General features: G+C 51.2%; 26 protein-coding genes. 19 read left to right on the top strand and 7 right to left on the bottom strand.

Annotated features, from left to right (window positions below; all coding sequences use genetic code 11):
* The first annotated feature begins 17 nt into the window (after nt 1-17).
* The 6 genes from CWE23_RS07710 (at nt 18) to CWE23_RS07735 (ending at nt 4725) form a co-directional block, all read left to right on the top strand.
* Entirely contained in the window at nt 18-680 is a 663-nt protein-coding gene (locus CWE23_RS07710; RefSeq protein WP_126819936.1) for an iron-containing redox enzyme family protein, read from the top strand.
* Nucleotides 680-1477 carry an SDR family oxidoreductase gene (locus CWE23_RS07715; protein ID WP_126819937.1) on the top strand — a complete coding sequence of 266 codons (798 nt, stop codon included), beginning with the start codon at nt 680-682 and terminating at the stop codon, nt 1475-1477. Before CWE23_RS07710 ends, CWE23_RS07715 begins: the two co-directional genes overlap by 1 nt.
* Complete coding sequence (locus tag CWE23_RS07720) at nt 1474-2121, top strand: tetratricopeptide repeat protein (RefSeq protein WP_126819938.1); 648 nt, start codon at nt 1474-1476, stop codon at nt 2119-2121. The genes CWE23_RS07715 and CWE23_RS07720 overlap by 4 nt, the downstream gene beginning before the upstream one ends.
* A gap of 14 nt (nt 2122-2135) precedes the next feature.
* Nucleotides 2136-2798 (top strand): response regulator, encoded by a 663-nt coding sequence (locus CWE23_RS07725; RefSeq protein ID WP_105306702.1) that lies wholly within the window; start codon nt 2136-2138, stop codon nt 2796-2798.
* Nucleotides 2789-4144: a histidine kinase dimerization/phospho-acceptor domain-containing protein gene (locus tag CWE23_RS07730; RefSeq protein WP_241970584.1), complete on the top strand. Its 1356-nt coding sequence runs from the start codon at nt 2789-2791 to the stop codon at nt 4142-4144. Before CWE23_RS07725 ends, CWE23_RS07730 begins: the two co-directional genes overlap by 10 nt.
* A gap of 86 nt (nt 4145-4230) precedes the next feature.
* The gene (locus CWE23_RS07735; RefSeq protein ID WP_126819939.1) at nt 4231-4725 is read left to right on the top strand and encodes a cytochrome b; all 495 of its coding nucleotides are present in this window, start codon (nt 4231-4233) and stop codon (nt 4723-4725) included.
* Here CWE23_RS07735 and CWE23_RS07740 read toward each other — a convergent pair.
* Nucleotides 4700-5659 (bottom strand): D-2-hydroxyacid dehydrogenase, encoded by a 960-nt coding sequence (locus CWE23_RS07740; protein ID WP_126819940.1) that lies wholly within the window; start codon nt 5657-5659, stop codon nt 4700-4702. The genes CWE23_RS07735 and CWE23_RS07740 overlap by 26 nt on opposite strands.
* A gap of 11 nt (nt 5660-5670) precedes the next feature.
* Complete coding sequence (locus tag CWE23_RS07745; protein ID WP_126819941.1) at nt 5671-6111, bottom strand: YqaA family protein; 441 nt, start codon at nt 6109-6111, stop codon at nt 5671-5673.
* A 63-nt stretch (nt 6112-6174) separates the two neighbouring features.
* Between CWE23_RS07745 and CWE23_RS07750 the strand changes: the two genes are divergently transcribed.
* The 9 genes from CWE23_RS07750 (at nt 6175) to CWE23_RS07790 (ending at nt 15252) form a co-directional block, all read left to right on the top strand.
* Nucleotides 6175-6783: a DUF502 domain-containing protein gene (locus CWE23_RS07750; RefSeq protein ID WP_126819942.1), complete on the top strand. Its 609-nt coding sequence runs from the start codon at nt 6175-6177 to the stop codon at nt 6781-6783.
* A 220-nt stretch (nt 6784-7003) separates the two neighbouring features.
* Nucleotides 7004-9130, top strand: a complete 2127-nt coding sequence (locus tag CWE23_RS07755) for a S8 family peptidase (protein WP_126819943.1) — start codon at nt 7004-7006, stop codon at nt 9128-9130.
* Nucleotides 9131-9255: 125 nt separating this feature from the next.
* The gene (gene pyp, locus CWE23_RS07760) at nt 9256-9633 is read left to right on the top strand and encodes a photoactive yellow protein (protein ID WP_126819944.1); all 378 of its coding nucleotides are present in this window, start codon (nt 9256-9258) and stop codon (nt 9631-9633) included.
* A gap of 2 nt (nt 9634-9635) precedes the next feature.
* Complete coding sequence (locus tag CWE23_RS07765; protein WP_198678814.1) at nt 9636-10892, top strand: hypothetical protein; 1257 nt, start codon at nt 9636-9638, stop codon at nt 10890-10892.
* Nucleotides 10892-12424 (top strand): HAL/PAL/TAL family ammonia-lyase, encoded by a 1533-nt coding sequence (locus CWE23_RS07770; RefSeq protein WP_126820096.1) that lies wholly within the window; start codon nt 10892-10894, stop codon nt 12422-12424. The genes CWE23_RS07765 and CWE23_RS07770 overlap by 1 nt, the downstream gene beginning before the upstream one ends.
* Nucleotides 12425-12480: 56 nt before the next feature.
* Nucleotides 12481-13512 (top strand): hypothetical protein, encoded by a 1032-nt coding sequence (locus CWE23_RS07775; RefSeq protein ID WP_126819946.1) that lies wholly within the window; start codon nt 12481-12483, stop codon nt 13510-13512.
* Nucleotides 13513-13523: 11 nt separating this feature from the next.
* Nucleotides 13524-14093, top strand: a complete 570-nt coding sequence (locus tag CWE23_RS07780) for a LemA family protein (RefSeq protein WP_105306693.1) — start codon at nt 13524-13526, stop codon at nt 14091-14093.
* 89 nt (nt 14094-14182) lie between these two features.
* Nucleotides 14183-14812 (top strand): YiaD family glycine zipper/OmpA-like lipoprotein, encoded by a 630-nt coding sequence (locus tag CWE23_RS07785; protein WP_126819947.1) that lies wholly within the window; start codon nt 14183-14185, stop codon nt 14810-14812.
* Nucleotides 14809-15252 carry a GNAT family N-acetyltransferase gene (locus CWE23_RS07790; RefSeq protein WP_126819948.1) on the top strand — a complete coding sequence of 148 codons (444 nt, stop codon included), beginning with the start codon at nt 14809-14811 and terminating at the stop codon, nt 15250-15252. The genes CWE23_RS07785 and CWE23_RS07790 overlap by 4 nt, the downstream gene beginning before the upstream one ends.
* Here CWE23_RS07790 and CWE23_RS07795 read toward each other — a convergent pair.
* Nucleotides 15249-15401 carry a DUF2256 domain-containing protein gene (locus tag CWE23_RS07795; RefSeq protein WP_105306690.1) on the bottom strand — a complete coding sequence of 51 codons (153 nt, stop codon included), beginning with the start codon at nt 15399-15401 and terminating at the stop codon, nt 15249-15251. The two genes, CWE23_RS07790 and CWE23_RS07795, sit on opposite strands and share 4 nt — an antisense overlap.
* Nucleotides 15370-16827, bottom strand: a complete 1458-nt coding sequence (locus tag CWE23_RS07800) for an FAD-binding domain-containing protein (RefSeq protein ID WP_126819949.1) — start codon at nt 16825-16827, stop codon at nt 15370-15372. Before CWE23_RS07800 ends, CWE23_RS07795 begins: the two co-directional genes overlap by 32 nt.
* A 72-nt stretch (nt 16828-16899) precedes the next feature.
* Between CWE23_RS07800 and CWE23_RS07805 the strand changes: the two genes are divergently transcribed.
* Nucleotides 16900-17214 (top strand): antibiotic biosynthesis monooxygenase family protein, encoded by a 315-nt coding sequence (locus CWE23_RS07805; protein ID WP_105307750.1) that lies wholly within the window; start codon nt 16900-16902, stop codon nt 17212-17214.
* Here CWE23_RS07805 and CWE23_RS07810 read toward each other — a convergent pair.
* Nucleotides 17211-18080 (bottom strand): LysR family transcriptional regulator, encoded by an 870-nt coding sequence (locus tag CWE23_RS07810; RefSeq protein WP_241970585.1) that lies wholly within the window; start codon nt 18078-18080, stop codon nt 17211-17213. The genes CWE23_RS07805 and CWE23_RS07810 overlap by 4 nt on opposite strands.
* Nucleotides 18081-18265: 185 nt before the next feature.
* On the opposite strand from CWE23_RS07810, the gene CWE23_RS07815 reads away from it, so the two are divergent.
* Together CWE23_RS07815 and CWE23_RS07820 are read left to right on the top strand one after the other, a co-directional pair.
* Nucleotides 18266-19285, top strand: a complete 1020-nt coding sequence (locus CWE23_RS07815; RefSeq protein WP_105306687.1) for a zinc-dependent alcohol dehydrogenase family protein — start codon at nt 18266-18268, stop codon at nt 19283-19285.
* 38 nt (nt 19286-19323) lie between these two features.
* Nucleotides 19324-19836: a protein disulfide oxidoreductase gene (locus CWE23_RS07820; protein ID WP_157982917.1), complete on the top strand. Its 513-nt coding sequence runs from the start codon at nt 19324-19326 to the stop codon at nt 19834-19836.
* Between the two features lie 22 nt (nt 19837-19858).
* Here CWE23_RS07820 and CWE23_RS07825 read toward each other — a convergent pair whose 3' ends face one another.
* Nucleotides 19859-20248 carry a BON domain-containing protein gene (locus CWE23_RS07825; RefSeq protein WP_105306685.1) on the bottom strand — a complete coding sequence of 130 codons (390 nt, stop codon included), beginning with the start codon at nt 20246-20248 and terminating at the stop codon, nt 19859-19861.
* A gap of 91 nt (nt 20249-20339) precedes the next feature.
* Between CWE23_RS07825 and CWE23_RS07830 the strand changes: the two genes are divergently transcribed.
* Nucleotides 20340-21203, top strand: coding sequence for a mechanosensitive ion channel domain-containing protein (locus tag CWE23_RS07830; protein WP_105306684.1), 864 nt, complete (start codon nt 20340-20342; stop codon nt 21201-21203).
* On the opposite strand, the gene CWE23_RS07835 is transcribed toward CWE23_RS07830, so the two are convergent.
* Nucleotides 21200-21391, bottom strand: a complete 192-nt coding sequence (locus CWE23_RS07835; RefSeq protein WP_105306683.1) for a glycine zipper domain-containing protein — start codon at nt 21389-21391, stop codon at nt 21200-21202. The two genes, CWE23_RS07830 and CWE23_RS07835, sit on opposite strands and share 4 nt — an antisense overlap.

The raw sequence follows: 21391 nt of genomic DNA on the forward strand, positions 1-21391 counted from the left end.
CGTCAGTGAGGAAAAGAATGATGTTTTTTAACCAATTATGTGAACAAACGGCAACCGAACAAGCTTACTTGCTGAGTGCGCCGGCTATTCAGCAGGCATTACAGGGGGAAATAACACTGCCACGTTATCAGGCGTTTCTGACACAGGCTTATCATCATGTAAAACATACCATCCCACTGCTCATGCGCTGTGGTAGCCATTTAGCCTTCAGTGAGGAGTGGTTACGAAAAGCCATTGTTGAGTACATCAACGAGGAGTACGGCCACGAACGCTGGATTTTGAATGATATCAAAGCCAGTGGCGGTAATGCAGAGATGATGGCGGCGGGCGTACCGCATAGTTCAACGCAGGCGATGGTTTCGTTGGTTTATGATGCCATTGAAAGCGAACATCCAGCCGCTTTCTTTGGTATGGCTCATGTGCTGGAAGGTACCAGTGTGCAATTGGCGACCAAAGCGGCCGGCGCGATTCAAAGCAAACTGAAGCTGCCCAAATCGGCATTTAGTTATCTCCTGTCCCACGGTGATCTCGATCAGGACCACGTTCAGTTCTTTGAGAAGCTGATGAATCAGGTTACTGATGTCAGTGCGCAACGCGCCATTGTGCAGACGGCTCGCCATGTCTATCGTCTTTACGGCGATATGTTCCGGGCGCTACCCGAACTTGCCGGAGAGCAGTGATGAGCGACGTTAACTGGCCAGCGCAAACGCTGGTACTAACCGGCGCTTCCGGCGGTTTGGGACAAGCGCTGGCGGAACAATTGAGTCGGCGCGGCGCGCGCCTGCTATTAGTGGCGCGCTCAACGGAACAGCTCAGCGCGTTAGCAACTCGATTAAAGCAGACGGCCGTGGCGGCTGATTTAGCCACCGAAGCCGGCCGACAGCGGTTGCAAGAATGCGTACAGGCTTTGTCGACGCCACTAACCGGCCTTATCAATAATGCCGCTGTTACTCACGAGGGTCTGTTTGCGGATGCTACAGCAGAGGACATTGAAGCCGTTATTGAGACCAATCTAAAAATGCCGCTGTTGTTAACTCATCAACTGCTGCCACAGTTACGGACAAACCATGGTTGGGTAATGAACATCGGCTCGGTGTTTGGTGCGCTCGGGTTTCCTGGTCAGTCGTTGTACTGCGCCAGTAAATTCGGCCTGCGTGGGTTTTCTGAAGCTCTGCAACGGGAATTAATGGCGGACGATGTAACGCTGCTTTACTGTGCGCCACGCGCTATTCATACCAACCTAAATAACGGGTTGATCAGCCGCTTAAACCAGCGCTTAAAAACCGCACAGGACTCGCCACAGTGGGTAGCCGCGCAAGTGATTCAGCAGATCGAACAACAGCAACATAGCCAAACTCTGGGCTGGCCGGAAAAAGCCTTTGCCCGAATCAACGGACTGTGGCCGGAGCAGGTTGCAAGAAGCCTGCGTCGTGCCCGGCAAACCTTATATAAACTACTTGAGGATAACCCATCATGAACAAAACATTGGCATTCGTGACCACATTGGCACTCAGTCTGAATTTGATGATGACATCGGCACAGGCAAGTGACGATAGCACCTTATTGTCGTTGCAAACGCGCTGGGCCGAGGTTAATTATCAGCTCCGGGAGAAACAGCAGGAAGCGGGCTTCGTTGAGCTTGAGCAACAAGCAAAAGCGTGGATTCAAGCGGCACCGGAGTCGGCCGCTGCACACATCTGGCTGGGTATTATCAAAAGTACACACGCGGGAGCTGCCGGGGGATTGAGTGCATTAGGTCTGGCTAAAGAAGCCAGAAAAGCGCTGGAAACGGCGTTACAACTGGATGCAACGGCGCTGGATGGTTCGGCGTATGCGTCACTGGGGACACTGTATTACAAGGTGCCGGGCTGGCCCTTTGGTTTTGGCGATGATGACAAAGCCCGACAGCTGTTGGAAAAAGCGCTGGCAATTAATCCCGATGGCATTGACCCTAACTACTTTTACGCCGACTATTGGTATGAGCAAGGGGATTATCAGCAAGCGGCCAAGTATGCCAATAAGGCGCTGCAGGCGGCGCCACGGCCACAACGACCCCTGGCGGATGCAGAACGGCGCAAAGAAATAGCCGCTTTGTTGCAAAAAATCGAGCGCAAAAAATAGGAGCGCGGCAAGCGATGGAACTGCTGTTAATAGAAGATGACGCTATGCTCGGACAAGCGGTTGAACTGGGCTTGTCTGAGCGGCAATTTGTGGTGCAGTGGGTGCGAACCGGGGCTGCGGCAATCAGTGAACTCAATCGTCAACCTTACGATGTGGCGGTATTGGATCTCGGACTGCCGGACCTTGATGGCAGTCGGGTGCTGGCATCGCTGCGCAAAAAAGGCCAACCGTTACCGGTATTGATATTAACAGCACGTGATGACAGCCGTGAGGTGGTTAAATTGCTTGACCTGGGGGCCGATGACTACATGGTTAAGCCGTTCGATATGAACGAGCTGGCCGCGCGTCTGCGCGCCTTGGTCAGGCGTCAGCGGGGTTATGCGTCCCAGCAGTTACAGGTTGGCCCGTTGACTTTAGATGATATCAATCATCAGGTGCGGGTGCACAATCAGGACATTACCCTGTCCAGACGAGAGTTTGAACTGCTAAAAGCATTAATGGCGGCGCCGGATCGTGTCCACAGTCGCGATAAACTTGAAAACCTGGTGTTTTGTAATGAACAGCAAGTCGAGAGTAACGCGCTTGAAGTGCACGTGCACAATTTACGCAAAAAGCTGGGCAATAAAGAATGGATTCAAACCATTCGCGGTGTGGGATATCGCTTAGCATGCAACTGATACGGCGATTCCAGCGCAAGCTACATTCCATTCGGCGGCGCATTCTTATTGCCGTGTCATTGGTTTACCTATTGAGTTCGGCGGTTTCCGCGGTTTGGATCCATCAGGAAATCAGCCACGAAGTGGATGAGCTCTTTGATGCCGAGATGGTGCAACAGGCCAAAACCTTATTGGCGCTGGTGAGCATTGTCGAACAACTGCCAGCGCAACAGCTCACCATAGATCCGTTAAACGCGCATTCCTATGAAGGCAAATTATCTTACCGAATCGAGCAACATGATGGCAACGTCGTGATGCAGACACGCGGCAGTATGGACTTGAGCCGCATCGACTTCCGCGAGGGTTTTTCGATTCAACAAATCGGGCAAGAGGTGTGGCACACGTTTGGCGTATCATCGGCCGATCAGCGCTATCGAATCTTGTTGTTACAGGAGGATGAATTTCGCGCGGAGATCCGCACCGATCTGACAACAGATACGGTGATTCCGGTGCTAACTCTGCTACCGTTGATGTTGTGGTTGGGCTGGTGGACCATCAACCGAAATTTTGCCAGTTTCACCCGTCTGGCGAATGCGCTGCGGCGGAAACGTTCGACCGACTATCAGCCGTTTACCGAAGCTAATGATCCGGAGGAAGTGGCGTTGGTGAAACGCGCGCTGAACCACTATCTGCACCGAATCGAACAAAGCTTTCTGCGTGAACGAAGGTTCTCGGCGGATGCTGCGCATGAACTGCGTACGCCGTTGGCGAGTTTGAAAGCGCAGTTGCAGAACCTGATACGACGGGCGGACAACGATGAACAAAAGCAGCAATTGAACGGTTTGTTGACCAGTACCGAACGCTTGGTGAAACTGGTTGAAAGCTTGCTATTGCTGGCGCGAACTGAAATGCCACCGGAGCCAATGCAAGCGCTTAATGTCGCAAGCATTGCCCGTCAGGTGATGGCTGATTATTACCACAAGTTAGAAGCAAAAGGACTGCAGTACCAGGTACAGTTACCACAACGGTTGGAATGGCTGAGTGATGAGGCTTATCTGTCGATGTTACTCACTAACCTAATCGATAATGCCGTAAAATATGCCCCGCCGGGAAGTATTATTGAGGTGTCTGTGCAACAAGGTGAGCTACTGATCAGTAATGAAGTTGATGGGGTTCATCAGATCGATACGGAACGACTCACCGAACGCTTCTATCGAGGCCAACAACTGGATGTTGATGGTTCCGGGTTGGGTTTGAGCATCGTTAAACAGTTAGCGCAACAGTTACAGTTAACGATCCGTTTTGAACGGCACCAACAACGTTTCATAGCGCGCCTGCACTTTGATACTGATCAACAAACGCTTTGATGCCGGCGGCTGTTCATAGAACCTTAAGATTATCTTAATCTGCGCTCGGTAGATTGCTGCTAACCCTGTTAAAGAGAGTAAGCCGTATGGATAATCATTACAGCCCGTTAGCGCGCACCACCCATTGGCTCAGTGCACTGGCTATTGTCGTAATACTGACCCTTGGCTATATGATGCTATTTGCCGAAGAGCGGGCGGTAAAGCAATTTACCGAAGCTGCTCACATCGGCGTTGGCTTTTTCGTTTTCTGGATTGTCCTCTGGCGGGTGATATATCGCCTGCAACAGGGCTTTCCAAACCCGGCAAGGCCAGAGCCTTGGCGGTGGCTGTCACGGACGATACATTATCTGCTGCTGGTGGTGATGCTGGTGCTGGTGTTCAGCGGCCCCCTGTATTTGTTCACGGAAGGCGAGCCGCTGAATGTGTTTGGCTGGTTTACGGTCGCGATCGATCTCAGTAGCCTGCACAGCCTGCATGAACCCGCGGAGGAAATTCATAAATTACTGGGCATTTACGTGTTGCCGGTGTTACTCGGCATTCACATCCTCGGCGGGATCAAACAGTTTTATCAACGTCGTTAGACTGAGCGTGTTGAAACTGACGGATATTTTCTGCCGTTAACTCGATAATACGCTGCCGTGCTTCCCGTGATGTCCAGGCATTGTGCGGCGTGATGATTAAGTTCAGCGATTCGTTAAGGGCCTCGAGCAGAGGATGACCTGCTGCTGGCGGTTCTTGCGGTAAAACATCAGTGGCGAAGCCGCCAATGATGCCCTCGCGCAGTGCTGTCAATACGTCTTCTTCGTTTACAACACCGCCACGGGCGTTATTGATGATGAGAGCATGTTGCTGACAGCGGCGGAGATTGTCGCGATTGAGCAATCCCCGAGTGGCATCCGTCAGTGGGCAATGAAAGGAAATGACGTCAGCTTCCGGGAGCAGGTCATGTAAGCTGGGGCGCTCATCATCTGTTTTTCCCGGACGGGCACTGAAGGTAACCTGCATGCCCAATGCGGTTGCCTGTTTTGCGACCGCCTGGCCGAGTTCGCCGGAGCCCACAATGACCAGTTGCTTGCCCTGCAATTGCAGGATCGAGGGTTCCAGTAAACAAAACATAGACGACTTTTGCCAAGCACCGGCAGCGACTCGTTTTTGCATGATGGGCTGTTGGGCTGCCAGCGAAAGCATCATCATCAGGGTATGTTGAACCACACTGGCGGTGCCATAGGCTTCGACATTCTTTACCTTAATGCCAAGCTGTTCGGCCGCGGCCACATCGATGTTATTCATTCCGGTTGCTAATACACAAATGAGTTTCAGTGACGCGGCCCGTTGCAGGGTATTCGCATCAATGACCACTTTGTTGGTGATCACAATGTCAGCGTCTTGAATGCGCTGCTGAACATGCCCGGCATCGGTAGCAGGGTAGCTTGTCAGGTCTGTTACCTGTGTATCGATTAGAGACAGATCGATGTCATTGCCGAGTGTGTCTGCATCCAGGATAACTGCCTTCATGATTTTCTCCTTTATGAAAATGTGTAGGCGAGTACCGCATAACGGCCAAATTTACCGAGCGCGACCAGCACCAAAAATACCACAAACCGGAGTCTCAGCAGACCCGCCAGTAACGTCAATGGATCGCCGATCACCGGTACCCAGGCAAACAGCATTGACCAACTGCCGTAGCGATCAAAAAATCGCTCAGCACGTGCCAGGCGTCGTTGATGTTGTGCCGATTGCCGCTGCAAAAAACCATCATTTGCCCAGTAACCCAGTGCATAATTGATGACCGAGCCGAGGGTGTTGCCGCTACCGGCGATCAGCACCAGTAACAACGGGTTCCACTGCTGTTGCAACAGACCCAGCATGACGGCCTCAGAGCTAAACGGCAAGACCGTTGCCGCCAGTAACGCCGATATGAACAGGCCAAGGTAACCCAGTGAATTGATAAATTCCGTAAATTCCATGCAAATGCCTAACGAGGGTGCTAACTTTGCACAGTATCTCATTTTCGAGCGGGCGTTGCTGTTATGAAACCTATTATTCAATCGTTCTTAAAGGGTCTTGCCATTTTATTGCCGATCATTGTCACGGTATTTTTAGTGCAATGGTTATTGGTAACGATAGAGGATTGGCTGTCTCCTATCTGGAAAGCGCTGTTGGGTGAGACCTACTACTTTCCTGGCTTAGCGTTTATTAGCTTTGTTGTATTAGCGGTTGTGATTGGTTTTAGCACCCGCTGGCGATTCATGAATTGGTTATGGCAGCTTCCCGGCGTGATGATGAATAAACTGCCGTTACTGCGAAGCCTCTACGGCACCGTGAATGATGTATTTGAAATGATGTCCGGCAAAGACTTCGCCGATGAATCGGTGGTGTTGGTGACATTGCCAAACAGCGATATTCGTCTTATCGGCATCATTACCAAGAAAAGTGGTGATAATGGTGATCGGTTATCGAAAATGCTTGGCGCTGATCAAGTCGCGGTGTTTTTACCGATGAGCTACAACGTCGGCGGTTATATGATTATGGTACCGAAAGATTGTGTGCAGTCGATTGATATGAAACCTGCCGATGCTCTGCAGATGACCATTAGTGCAGGACTGGGAAAAAACCGCGATCATAACGTCGATCCTTAGTTTAAATTATTATATATTATAACAATTAATAATAACTAAATGACTATGGATCCCTCCAGACACCGCTTATTTCCTCACGAGTAATTGATTGAAATTAAATGCCATTTCAATCTTTACATAAAATTGACGTCAATTGACGTTTACAATTTGTTCACATTTGTTAAGCATAACTAGGTCGATTATTCGACAGACTGATTAAATAACAACAATTAGGATTTTTATGTTTAACAAAGCAAATAATAAAAAACATGCACTGGCACTGGCGCTGACAGCCGTTTTAGGCACGTCTGTGGCGATGCCGGATGCTGTAGCTGCACCAGGACAGGGTAATGGTAAAGCAAAAGGTCACGTTGCCTTAAGTGAACTTTCCACGGGCTTTATCGTTAAATTTAAAAAAGAATCCAGCGTTATGCAGGCCGCCAATAAGGGGCAGGCACGTGCTGCTGAAGTGGCTAATGCAGCTAGCCGGGTTGCGCAGGAATTCTCGGCCAGCGCGAACATGGATTTCAAATTTAACCGACCGCTGGCAATGCCGGGTTATTATGTCTTTGATGCCGACAAGCGGATGCCTCCCGGGCAGGCGAAAAAACTGCTGAAGTTATTGAAGTCTCACCCCGATGTGGCTTTCATTGAACCGAACCAACTGTTACAGCCTTTGGCAACCCCGAATGACAACCGTTATACCGAGCAGTGGCATTATTATGAGTCTACCGGTGGTTTGAATGCTCCGTTAGCATGGGACAATGCGACCGGTAATGGCACCGTTGTAGCGGTGCTGGATACTGGCTATCGCCCTCATACTGACTTAGCCGCAAATATTCTGCCCGGTTATGACATGATTTCCGACAGCTTTATTGGTAACGACGGCGACGGTCGCGATAACGATGCCCGTGATCCCGGTGACTGGACGACTGCAGGGCAGTGTGGCAATGGTTATCCAGAGCAGGATCGTGACTCTAGCTGGCACGGTACCCATGTTGCCGGCACCATTGCTGCGGTGAGCAACAACGGAACCGGCGTTGCGGGTGTGGCGTATAACGCGCAGGTGGTACCGGTGCGGGTACTGGGTCGCTGTGGTGGTACGACCGCGGATATTGCAGATGGTATCATTTGGGCTTCCGGTGGCAGTGTTTCCGGTGCACCAAGCAACAGCAATCCGGCGGATGTCATCAATATGAGCCTCGGTGGACAGGGCAGCTGTTCATCAACCACACAGCAAGCGATCAACATTGCTCGTGGCAACGGTTCAACCTTGGTGATTGCATCGGGTAACAGCAATTCTGATTCAACCAATTTTAACCCCGGCAATTGCAGCGGCGTGGTGAACGTCGCGTCTACTGACCGCGATGGTGGCCGTGCTTACTATTCAAATTATGGCAGTAATGTCGATGTGGCGGCTCCCGGCGGCGCAATGTCTTATGCCAATGATCCGAATGGTGTGTTATCAACATACAACTCTGGCGCTACAACGCCCGGTTCTGACAGCTATGGTTTCAGTCAGGGCACGTCGATGGCGGCACCGCACGTAGCTGGGGTAGCGGCTCTGGTTAAAGAAGCGTTGCCGACGGCCAGCCCGGATGACATTGAGTCGATTCTAAAACAGACCACCCGTACGTTCCCGGCTACCTGCAATGGCTGTGGTACCGGTATTGTTGATGCCAATGCCGCAGTGCAACAGGCACTGGGCGGTGGTTCTGGCGGTGGTGGTACCGGCAATGAACTGCAAAACGGTGTTGCCGAAACCAACTTGTCCGGTGCGCAAGACAGTGAACAGTACTTTACCCTTGAGGTGCCAGCTGGCGCGACGGATCTGTCGTTTACCATGACCGGTGGTAGTGGTGATGCCGACTTGTACGTTCGCTTCGGCTCACAGCCAACGACCAGTACTTACGATTGCCGACCTTTTGTCGGGGGTAACGAAGAAACCTGTGATATCAGTAATGTGCAGGCAGGGACTTACCACGTGATGATTCAGGGCTATTCAGCTTACAGTGGTGTGTCGCTGACCGGTCAGTACAGCGAAGGTAGCGGCGGCTCAGGTTCTGGTGGTGGCGGTACCGTAACGGATCTGTCAGCAGCTACCGGTGAATGGGTTCGCTACACCATCGACGTACCTGCCGGAATGAGCAGTCTGGATGTCGACATTTCCGGCGGTACCGGCGATGCTGATTTGTATTTGCGCTTTGGCAGCCAGCCAACCACGTCGAGCTACGATTGTCGTCCTTACCGTACCGGTAATACCGAGTCGTGTTCGGTCAGTAATCCGCAGGCTGGCACCTATCACATTGGTGTCAGAGCCTATCAGTCGTTCTCTGGCGTGACGTTAGAGTCGTATTACCAGCCTTAATTTGTACGGTATATGCTCAGCCCGCTTCGGCGGGCTTTTTCATGAGCGCGATAGATCTCTAATGATCCAAATCAGGAGCATTCTCTTAAAACAATTGGAATCGACAATAATTTTAGGAGCATGTTATGGAAATCGTACAATTTGGTTCGAATGACATCGAAAATAAGCTGTCATCGATGAATAAAGAACAACTTGATAAGGTCGCTTTTGGTGCCATTCAGCTTGATGCCAACGGCAATATTATTCAGTACAACGCGGCTGAAGGTGATATTACCGGGCGTGATCCGTCCGCGGTGGTCGGCAAGAACTTTTTTAATGATGTGGCGCCTTGTACCAATAGCCCTGAGTTTAAAGGTAAATTTGATGAAGGGGTAAAAAACGGCGACCTCAACACCATGTTTGAGTACACCTTTGACTACGAAATGAAGCCCACCAAAGTTAAGGTTCATATGAAAAAAGCGCTGTCAGGTGACAGTTACTGGGTATTCGTAAAACGCTTGTGAGCATGAATCTTTCGCGGTCATCAATTATTGCCATCATCGGCGCGCTGGCCGCCGATGAATTGGCAGCCTTAAGACGAACCGATGCGCAGCTTTGGAAAGGCCGGCAATGGCAGGCTGATTCAGTAATAACGACATCGCGGCACGCAAAAGGCACAGACAATGAGTTGTTAGTGGATTCTTTTGAGTGGATGTCGATCGCCAGTCGCGTGGTCGATTTTTTTCACATCCACAGCTCAGGTCTGGAGGATTATCTATTACGAGTCTCGCGGCTCGGAGAATGGGCTGATGTGGTAATGGCCAGCCGTGAGCACGGCAGTAAAGACATCACCTTCTGTAGCTCCGGGTCGACCGCTAAACCGCAGAAATACCAGCACCATTGGCGTGAGCTTGAGCGCGAAGTTGCGTTTTTCAGTGATTACCTGAACGGTACCTCCATTCCGTTTGAACGAGTGGTGAGCGCGGTACCGCCTCATCATATTTATGGCTTTATTTTTTCTGTAGTGCTTGCGGAAGCACTGGATCTGCCTGTATTACGCGGGTTGGCGGCATTTTCTGCTGTACAGGGACAACGTTTGCAAGACGGTGATTTGTTGATTGGTTTTCCGCATTGGTATCAACAGTTGGCGAAGCGTCCGCTTAACTTCCCACGACAGGCTATGGCCGTGTGTTCGACCGGACCGGTTGCGGCTGAGGTATTGCAGCAACTGCTGTCTCAGGGATTGCATAGCGTGCTGGAAGTCTATGGTAGCAGCGAAACTTCTGGGTTGGGTTTTCGCACCTTGCCAGGCGGTTGGTATGAATTGTTACCGCGCTGGCAACGACAGGACTTAGCGCATGTGGCAGACATCGAAACGGCGCAGGTGATGGCGTTGCCGGATCGGCTGGAATGGCAGGACGAACGACATTTTAAACCCTTGGCACGACGCGATAAGGCCGTGCAGGTGAATGGCTATAATGTTTATCCGACACGTATTGCTCAACTGATTGCGACTCATCCGACGATTGCCGATGCCCGCGTACGTCCGCTGGCGGCCGAGCAGGGGGGTGGTTTAACCGCGTTACTGATTCCTTCGGCGGCGGCGACATCGTTGTCGGCGGAAGACGTGATTGAGCCATTGCGGCATTGGTTGGCACAACAAGTTACTGATGCCGAAATGCCACGACGTTTTCATGTTGCAGCGTCGGTGCCGGTCAACGAGATGGGTAAGGAAGTTGATTGGGAACAGCAGCCGATAAAGGATGAGTCAATAACATCGTGATGGAAACGGTTACGTTTGATGGCGCAGCCATTAGCATCGATCAGGTAATACGGTTAAGCCAGCGACAGGCACGTGTGCAATTGAGCACGACGACCGACTTTCGCTCGCGCATTGACCGGGGCGCCGAACTGATTGAAAAACTACTGGATCAGCAGGGCAAGGTGTATGGGGTAACCACCGGCTATGGCGACAGCGTCGGGACAGCAGTGCCGCTGGCACAGGTTAATGCGCTGCCGATTAACCTGACCCGCTTCCACGGTTGTGGGCTGGGCGAACATTTCAGCGCTGAAGAAACGCGCGCCATTATGGTGGTGCGGTTACAGTCGTTATGCCAGGGCTATTCCGGCGTCAGTTATGCGCTGTTGGAACGCCTGGCGTTGATGATCGATTACGATATTCTGCCGCTTATTCCGGAAGAGGGAACTGTGGGCGCCAGTGGTGACTTAACCCCCTTGTCCTATATTGCCGGGGCGATAATCGGTGAGCGCGACGTGCGTTATCAGGGTGAGGTTAAAAACAGCGCTGACGTGTTTGAGCAACTGCAATTGCAACCCTATCGGCTGCGCCCCAAAGAGGGGCTGGCGCTAATGAATGGTACGGCGGTGATGACGGCGCTTGCCTGTCTCAATTACGGACAGGCGGAGTATCTGACCCGGCTTAGCAGTCGCGTCAGTAGTCTCATGCTGGCGGCAGTTGCCGGTAACCCCTACCATTTTGATGCGGATTTGCATCGCGTTAAACCCCACAGTGGACAGCAACAGGTTGCAGCCTGGATTGCGTCGGATACCCGGCTAAATGAACCACTGCCGCAGCAGACGCGGCTCCAGGATCGTTACTCAATTCGCTGCACGCCGCATATTATTGGTGTGTTGCGAGACTGTCTGCCGTTTTTGCAGCAAACCATCGACAATGAACTTAACAGCACCAATGACAACCCGGTTGTGGATGCGGAAACACAGCGTATTCATCACGGCGGTCATTTTTACGGCGGCCATATTGCGATGGCCATGGATTTGCTGAAGACACAGGTTGCTAACCTTGCTGATTTACACGACCGGCAGGTGGCGTTGTTGCTCGACAGCAAAAGTAATCATGGTTTGCCGGCCAATCTGAGCGCCGCCAAAGGCGAGCAGAGAGCAATAAGTCATGGTTTTAAAGCGGTCCAGATCGGCTGCTCGGCATGGACCGCAGAGGCGCTAAAGCTAACCATGCCGGCGAGTGTGTTTTCACGTTCGACCGAATGTCATAATCAGGATAAGGTCAGCATGGGCACGATTGCCGCAAGGGACTGCCGGCGGGTACTGACGCTGACACAGCAGGTCACTGCTGCGGCGCTGTTAGCCTCGGCACAGGGCGTGATGTTGCGGGCGGAAAGCCATCCTTTGCCGTTGGTTAAGGAATGTGGTGACTTTGCTAAGGCCATCGTTGCAGAGCATCCATTGTTGACGTCAGACCGTCCTCTGGAAAGAGAATTGCGGACACTGTTTACGCAAATCCGACAACGCGATTGGGCGTTATACGATAGCCATTGATTATTCTCGGTAAGTTGCTGACAATGAGGAATCAATGTAATCAATAAGGCAACCGCGTGTTTTATCGAGGTAACAACCAAGCGCTGATAACGCAATTGAAACGGTTACAGCACGAGTCAGCGTCGGTTAGTGATATCAGTGGCTTTGAACGGCTGATGGATAGCGTAAAGCAGTTTCCCGGTTCGTACCAGTTTCATTATCGCAGCTACTGGGTAAGCTTAGCGATGATTGCGATGGTCGGCGCGGCGCTGACATTTTATGACTGGCAGCGGCTTCAACACATGCAGGGATCGAGCTGGCTGTTGGTTGCCGTGAGCGTTGCCGCACTGCTGTTGGTGCTGGGATTGATGATTTATCCCTGGCAGTTGTTACGTTCCGTTTCTGCTCGCCTGCTGCAACAGGATGCGTTGCTGGATAACGGCATTAAACCAGTCAGTTTTCATTCGCCAGCCTTAACGCGCGAACTATTGAGTCGTTTTAATGAATTTCACCGAGGTAACTACCGGCGCGAAGTGAAAGCGCTTTATCAGGGACGCTTCGACGGCGACGAATACGCGTTTGATTATCGTTACCTGCATTTTCACTATGTCGATGAACGGATCGTGATTGAAACCTACACCAACAGCAAAGGGCAAGTGAGAACCCGGCGGCGTAAGGTTTATGATCATTATGATCGTTACGCATTGATTATGCCGTTTCAGTTCGTCCGCGATGTCGCGGTGGTTAGCTTTGCCAACAGTCTGCTCAGCGGCAGTACCTACAAGCCCGCATCGAATCGGTTCAATGAACGCTTTCGGGTCATCGCCGGCGATGAATTGACTGCCGCTAAAACCATGAAACCGACCGTGGTCGTGGCATTGGAGGAGGTTGGTGAGCTTTTGAGTAAGCCTAACCTTGAGTTTAATGGTAGCGCGGATTTGTGCCTTTCCTTTGCCGACAATGACATGATTAAAACGCCGAGTAAGGTAACACTGTCAGATTTTACGGCTTTTATCGAAGCCATCGAAGGCCAACAAAGCTTTGCGAAACTGCAACGAACTCTGCAGTCAATCCATTATCTAATGACCAAGCTGGATAACAATTTTTAAGGAGATAGGGCGTGACAGAATTATGGGTAGTCATTGCGATAGCCATCGTGCTGCTGGTGACGGTTATTGCAATCTATAACGGTATTATTAGTCGCGCGAACGCTGCCGAACGTGCCTGGGCCAACGTCATAACCCAGGAGCGACAAAAGAATAAAATCATCCCACACCTCGAAGACGTGGTGAAGGATTACAAAGCGTTCGAGCAAAGCACCCTGACTCAGGTGACGGAATTGCGTTCGGCTTTGCAGGGACTGGATGCCAATAAAATTGATACCGCGCAGTTGGAAAAAACCGAAGCGCGTACCGGTCAGTTGTTGAAAAGCCTGAATATTACCGTGGAAAATTACCCGGAGCTGAAAGCATCAGAAAGTTATCAAAAATTAATGAAAGAAATCACCGACCAGCAGGATAATATCGGTGCCGCGATTCGCATTTTTAACCAAAATGTCGAGGATTTTAATAATGGCATCGAGACGTTCCCGAATTCATGGGTTAATGGGTTGCTGAACAAGAAAGTTAAAATCAAAACGTTCAGTGATAGTGAGGCTCAGGAAGGATTTGACTACAAGCCAAATTTTTAAGTTGTTGTAAAGGAAAGGTAAACATAGCAGGCGCTTATCGCCGGCTGTGCTAGAGTTTAGGCAGTGATCGGAAATAAGGAAGCAAAGGTATGAAAAAGCTGATTTTAGTCACTGCGTTGTCGTCTTTTGTGGTTGCTGGCTGTGCCAATATGAACAACACCCAGAAAGGTGCGGCCATTGGCGCGGTTGCCGGGGCATTGATTGGTAAAGGCACCGGTGACCATGATAAAAGCCGTTATTTATGGGGAGCGGCAGTTGGTGCGCTTGCCGGTAGTGCGATTGGCAACTACATGGACAAACAGGAACAAGAGTTTCGTGATGAACTTTCAGGCAGTGGTGTGCAGGTGATTCGTGAGGGTGACAATATTCGCTTGCAAATGCCTGGCAACATCACGTTTGCGACAGACAGTGCCAGTATTTCGCAAAACTTTTACCCGGTACTTAATGATGTCGCGCGCGTATTAACCAAGTATGAAAAAACCACGATGATGGTAGAAGGGCATACCGACAGCACTGGATCGGCTGAATACAATCAACAGCTGTCGTTAAACCGCGCCATGGCGGTTCGCAATTATCTGGTAGGCAACGGTGTGGATCAACGGCGTTTAACCACCTATGGCTATGGTGAGAGTCAGCCGATTGCCGACAATAATACCGCCAGCGGACGTGAGCAGAATCGTCGCGTTGAGTTAAAAATCATCCCCAATACTCAGCAATGACAACCATCGTAAGAGCGGCCACAGCCGGAGACCTGCATAAATTGGCACTGTATGAGCGGCAGCTTTACGGTGCCGAAGGGTATCCCGAGTTACTGTTTTATCAGGCTCTGCGGCAGTGGCCGCAGTTGCTATTGGTCGCGCAAAGCGACGATACGGTGTCCGGCTACAGCATGATGGCACCGCTGCCACAGCAACGGGCAAGCCTGATGTCGTTATTGGTTGCCAGTGATTACCGGCAACTGGGGATTGGTCGGCTGCTGTTGTTACACAGCTTACAGGTGGCTGCTGAGCATGGGTTTGGCGAGATGGAACTGAGTGTATCGCCACAGAATGACAAAGCGATAAATCTGTACCAAAAGTCAGGCTTCGTTATCTGTGACGACGTTCCGGATTATCTTGGCCCGGGTGAACACCGTTTGATCATGCAGCGCGCTCTTTAGCGTTGGTTTTTTCCGGAACGCTGCCGACGGCAGCGTTCGGAACAGTACTTTACGTCCTGCCAACAATCTTTCCACTTCTTGCGCCAGTTGAACGGGCGCTGACATACGCTGCAAATTTTACTTGGTAAATGAGGTTTTCGGTGCGACATGGCGGGCGAGTATCCGTTGTTTGTGGGCTTTCACTTCGGCTTTTTGACGCCATGACCACAGTCGGTCACGCGCAGTTTTTGCAGCCGCTTTAAGATCAATAATGGGAGCAGGGTAATCGTTACCCAGTTCCATGCCATAGAGTTGTTGTTCCATAGGCGTTAGCTCCCAGGGCTGGTGGATAAAGGCAACCGGTAACGCATTCAACTCCGGACACCATTGTTTGATAAAGTCGCCGTCGGGGTCTTTCTCCTGCCCCTGTTTTACAGGGTTATACAAACGTATGGTATTGATGCCGGTGACCCCCGCCTGCATTTGAAACTGAGCGTAGTGAATGCCAGGTTCAAAGTCGAGAAACAGGCTGGCCAGATGCGTCACGCCGCGGCGCCAGTCGACGGCCAAGTGATGGGTGAGAAAACTGACCAGCATGGCACGCATTCTAAAGTTAATGTATCCGGTCTGGTGCAGACAACGCATATAGGCATCGACCATGGGGATACCGGTTTGACCTGCTTGCCATGCGCGCAGGTACTCGTCGGCCTGACCACCGGTAGTCATCGGCATGTCATTGTAACCGGGGTTTAAATGCTCAAATTCCATTCGTGATTCGCTTTCAAACTTCTGGATAAAGTGGCAGTGCCAGTGCAGTCGCGACGCAAATGCGGTTAGCGTCCGCCGCCATCCCGGCCGCTGCCAGGAACGTAATACGGTATGATAAACCTGCCGTAGACTGATATTGCCCCAAGCCAGGTAAGGGGACAATCGGGAGCAGGCATGTTGTGCACTGAGCGGGCTGGATAGTTGCCGATAATAAAACTGCCCCCGCCCCGCATAAAAGTCGTTCAGTGTTGCCCAGGCCTGGGTGGCGCCACCGTGTTGAAATCGATCATCCGGTTGTTGCCAGGCTGCCGGTAATGGGTCGGACGGACACTCGGAAACAAACCATTGTGCCTGCTCAAGCGGCGGGTTATCGGCTTTGGCTCGCATCACCTTGTGCCAATGCTTGTCCCAGTGTTGACGTTGGCTAAGGCCACGGATAACGGCTCCGCTGGGGGATTCGTGCCAGTCAATCTGATGGTCGTTGCACCAACGTTGGACGGCAATGTCGCGTTGATGGGTATAGCGCAGACCGATTTCTTGATGACTGTATAACGCGTCGATAGTGGCTTCGGCATGCAAGTGCTCAAGTACGTCGATGACAGGCGCCCGCCGCACCAGCAAGCTCAGGGCAGGATGCTGGCGTTTAAGGTCAGCCAGGCTTTCGACGATAAAACGGAAATGCCGTAAACCGAGGTGTTGGTCTGCTTCCATTGCCGGTTCAAAAACGTACAGCAATAACAACGGGTGACCGGCAGCGATGGCTTGCTGCAAGGGTTTATGATCATGTAGGCGCAAATCGCGCTTTAACCAAACAACAGATATTGGCATGGTAACCGGGCAATGTGTGATACTGACTCTATAACGCAAAAGCGGAAAGAGCAGATCAATCGGGAGGTGCCCGTGAAATATCTTTTTCTAGTTAACATCAAAGATGGTTATACCGCTGAAGATTATGCCAAGGCCTGGGTACAGGCGAGTCGCATTATTCAACAGGCGCCCGGTGCGTTAGGTACTGAGCTGCACCGAAAAATCGGTGACGATCGCAGCTTAATTGCGATTGCCCACTGGCGCAGCAAAGCCGAGCGTGATGCGATGGAACATCAACACAATGAGGAAGTGGCAGCGATCATAAAGCGTGCTGCACCATTCGTTGATATTACGCCACTGGGAGAGTTTGAAGAACCCGAGTGGGTTGTAAGGCCGCCAGCGCGTTAGCTGCCGAGTTGATCAAAGTGTTGTTTGAGCAGCTCGATAGCCGTTTGTGTTTTGGCCGGTATAAAGTCGCGCTGTGGGGTTACCGCGTGTACCGTATAGCTTGGGATTTGCCATTCCGGCAGCAGTGCAACCAGCTCTCCCCGGGCAAGTTCATCTTCCACTTCGATAGTGGGTAATAAGCCAAAACCGACACCGTCCTTTACCAGTTGAATCAGTGATTGCATATTGTTCACCATCAGCCGCCGTTGTTGCAACGCAAAGGCAGGCTGCTCAGGATGAGTCAGTGTGCCGACGAAATTTTGTTCGCGTATGTGGCTGACGTAGCAGTGCGTTGCCAGTGCCGATGGGTGTTGTGGGTTAGCAGTTGCCAACGGATGGCTAGCGGCGACACACAGGCACATCGACCATTCAGCAAGCTGTCTGGCGATCATTTGAGAGTCGTTCAGAGGACCAATACAGAGACCAAGATCGGCGCCGTGACGAACTAAATTACAGGGCTCATCGGTGAGTGTCAGATGTACGCCCATTTCCGGGAATTCTTCCATTAATTGTTTTAGTGGTGCGCTCAGCAAGCCCCCGCCAAAGCCAGCTGGGGCGATCAGTTTAATGACGCCCTGTGGTTGTTGTTTTAACAGCGCCAACTTGGACTGCATTAATTCAGCTTCTTCGGCAATGCGCTGGGTGGTTTGATAATACAGTTCACCAGCCTCGGTTAGAGTCATTGAACGTGTGTTTCGGATGAACAAGGATAAACCAATTTCTTCTTCAAGCTTGTGCAACTGCTGACTTACTGCCGAAACGGTCATATTCAACTCGCGAGCGGCCTGACTCATACTGCCGGTGCGTACGGTTTGATTGAACACCATGATTGATCTGAGAAGCCGTTGGTTCATCCGTGAAAGATTCCTATAATGAAAATAATAATAATTCTCATTAATAATTTATCCAGAATGTCTAAAAATGTCAACATTGAGCGATTGTGTGGTGATCTAATTGAAGGCCATTAGGTTATAGTTAATCAGGATATTTATTACTGCGGGAGTGATTAAGCATGACGAAAACCATAAAAGCGCTGCGTCTGCAACAGCCGTTTGGACTCGACAATATTCGTGTTACCGAGATAGCGGATCCCGGCATGCCGGCAGCGGGTGAAGTTCGAGTTCGTATTAAAGCAAGTTCCCTAAACTTCCACGATTATGCCGTTGCTGCCGGTTACATTCCTACCGAGGACGGACGCATTCCACTTGCCGATGGCGCCGGTGTGGTTGAAGCCGTCGGCGAAGGCGTTGATGAATTCAAGGTAGGAGATGCGGTGGTCTCGACGTTTTTTCCGCATTGGCTCAGCGGGCCGGCCCCTATCGCCGATTTTCGTACTACGCCCGGTGATGGGGTCGACGGCTATGCGCGTGAGGTCGTGGTTTGTCCGGCGCATTTTTTCACCCGGCAGCCACAAGGTTACACGCATGAGCAGTCAGCAACGCTAACCACTGCTGGTTTAACCGCATGGCGTGCGCTGGTTGTCGATGGCAATATTCAGCCTGGTCATTCGGTGCTGGTACTGGGAAGTGGTGGTGTGTCGGTTTTCGCTTGTCAGCTGGCCAAAAGTCTTGGCGCGACGGTGATAGCGACGTCGTCTTCGGATGCAAAATTGGCGCAGTATAAAGCCTTAGGTGCGGATCATTGCATTAACTACAAAAGCGATCCGGAGTGGGGCACCACGGTGAATAAGCTGACCGACGGTCGTGGCGTAGATCACGTTATCGAAGTGGGAGGTCCAGGCACGTTACCGCAATCCATTAATGCGGTTGCAATCGGCGGACATATTGCGTTGATTGGCGTGCTGACCGGTAACGAAGGCATGATTCCAACCACTCGGCTGATGGCGAAACAAGCACGTCTGCAGGGTTTGATCGTCGGTAGCCGGGACGATCAAAAAGCCTTGGTTCGGGCGCTGAATGTCAATGGCATAACGCCGGTTGTGGATAAAACCTTTACGCTGGATCAGTTAGCCGATGCGTTTCGTTATGAAGAAGCCGGAAAACACTTTGGTAAAATCTGCGTGACGCTTTGATGGTACACTGTCGCTAAGCCGTAATAAGGGAGTCGTTTGTGGCAGTGTTTTCTAATCCGTGGATAAAACGTTTGTTGAGCGTTGCTGGCTATGTTGTGGCAGCGGTGGCGGTAATAACAGCGGTTGATTGGTATCGTGCGAGTGATATCGAACAACAGGTACCTGAGCAAAGTGCCAATGTGCTAACGCTCCAGGGAGATAGAGTGGATATTATCGGTGCTTCTCAGCAACAACCGGTATTGCTGTATTTTTGGGCGACCTGGTGTCCCTACTGTAAGGTGGTATCGCCAATGGTGGACAGCGTTGCCGCGGATAATAAGGTGCTGTCAGTTGCCTTTTCGTCAGGTACAGATGCAGAAGTGACGCAATTTATCACTGAACACGGCTATCAATTCGATACCGTTAACGATCAAACGGGTGTGTTGGCTAAACGCTGGGGCGTGACAGTAACACCCACTCTGCTGGTCATACGCCAGGGCAAGGTGGTGTCAGTAACGACGGGATTAACGTCATCAATGGGAATGCGAGCCAGATTGGAACTGGCTCGCTGATAAGCAACGGGTGATGCTGGCGTTAGTTATTTTCGGAAACGACAAGGTCGTTTTCGACATCTTCAACACCCTCAACGCCAGCGGCAAGTTGCCCGGCGGTTTCGGCGTCAACATCACTGCTGACGGTACCGGAGAGATAAACCACGCCATCGCGGGTTTCCACCGAAATGTTGGCACTGTTGAGACCGCCGTTATCAAATAATGCGGTTTTCACCTTGGCGGTGATGGTCGCATCACTGATGTATTCGCCCGCTTCATTCATTTGAGCTTCGGCCGCTTCACCCATTTCATCAGCCGTTTGTTCAGCTGACTCCATTGCATCTTCGGTTTTACTGTCGGCTGATTCCTGGCTACAGCCGGCAAGAGTAAACAAACCTAATAAGGTTGCTGTCGCTAATGTCATCTTTTTCATTGTAAATTCCCCTTTCCTTGAAACCTGTAAAAAACTATAGTGCAAATAATCCTTTTCGCCAGTGTCTTTACGACGATTTACTTAGAGAGTCATGAACTTACAGCAATTACTAAACGGCTTTGTCGAGCAACTTCAGGCATCAGACTCGTTGTTGCGACTGACCATCAGCACCATTGTTCTGGTTACTATTGTGTTTTTTGCACGATGGGTACTGCGGCGCTATATCCGCCGCAACATTAATTCCAGCGATTTACGCCGACGTTGGCTGGTTCAACTGCGCAATGGCCTGTTGCTGGTGCTGCTGTTTGGTCTGTTCATGATTTGGGGTAACGAACTACGTACCTTTGCGCTGTCTTTGGTCGCGATTGCTGTGGCCTTGGTGATTGCCACTAAAGAACTGATCATCTGTATCAGCGGTACACTGATAAAAAGTGGGGCGCATGCGTTTCACCTCGGCGACCGGATTCAAATCAAAGATTACCGCGGTGATGTTATTGATCAAAACCTGTTAACGACAACCATTTTGGAAGTAGGGCCCGGCAAGAATATGCAACAACGCAGTGGCCGTATGGTTGTGTTACCAAACTCATTATTCGCGACCGAGCCGGTAATTAATGAGAGTTACAGTAAAGACTATGTCTTGCATACCTTTACCGTGCCGTTTAAACGCACCGATAACTGGCGTTTGGCACAGCAAGAGCTATTGCGGGTAGCACAGGAGTATTGCCGCGATTACATGGCGGAAGTAAAGCGGCATTTTGATCGAATGAGCTACCGTACCGGACTGGAGTCACCTTCGGTAGAACCGCGGGTGACTTTGCAAGTGGAAGATCCCGAAGACATTACCCTGGTGGTGCGAATTCCTACCCGTACCGAGGGCCGCAACTGGCTCGAGCAAACCATTCTGAGTGACGTGTTCAGTGCCAATGACTTCAGTCGCAAGCCGGACGCTTAGTCGTCGGGCTTGCTGCGCTCCTGCTTGCGTTTGAGACTGGCTCCGTACGCAACGCCGAAGGCCAGACCCAAAGCAACGCCCAAGGCTAACTGATCCATAACCACACCGATGGCGGTTCCGACCGCAACGCCAACACCGATGGCAACGCCCATCGGATTATTTTCACTGGGTTTTGATTGTTGATTCAT

Origin of the sequence: Idiomarina aquatica (assembly GCF_003987185.1) — a bacterium.
Taxonomy (GTDB): Bacteria; Pseudomonadota; Gammaproteobacteria; order Enterobacterales; family Alteromonadaceae; genus Idiomarina; species Idiomarina aquatica.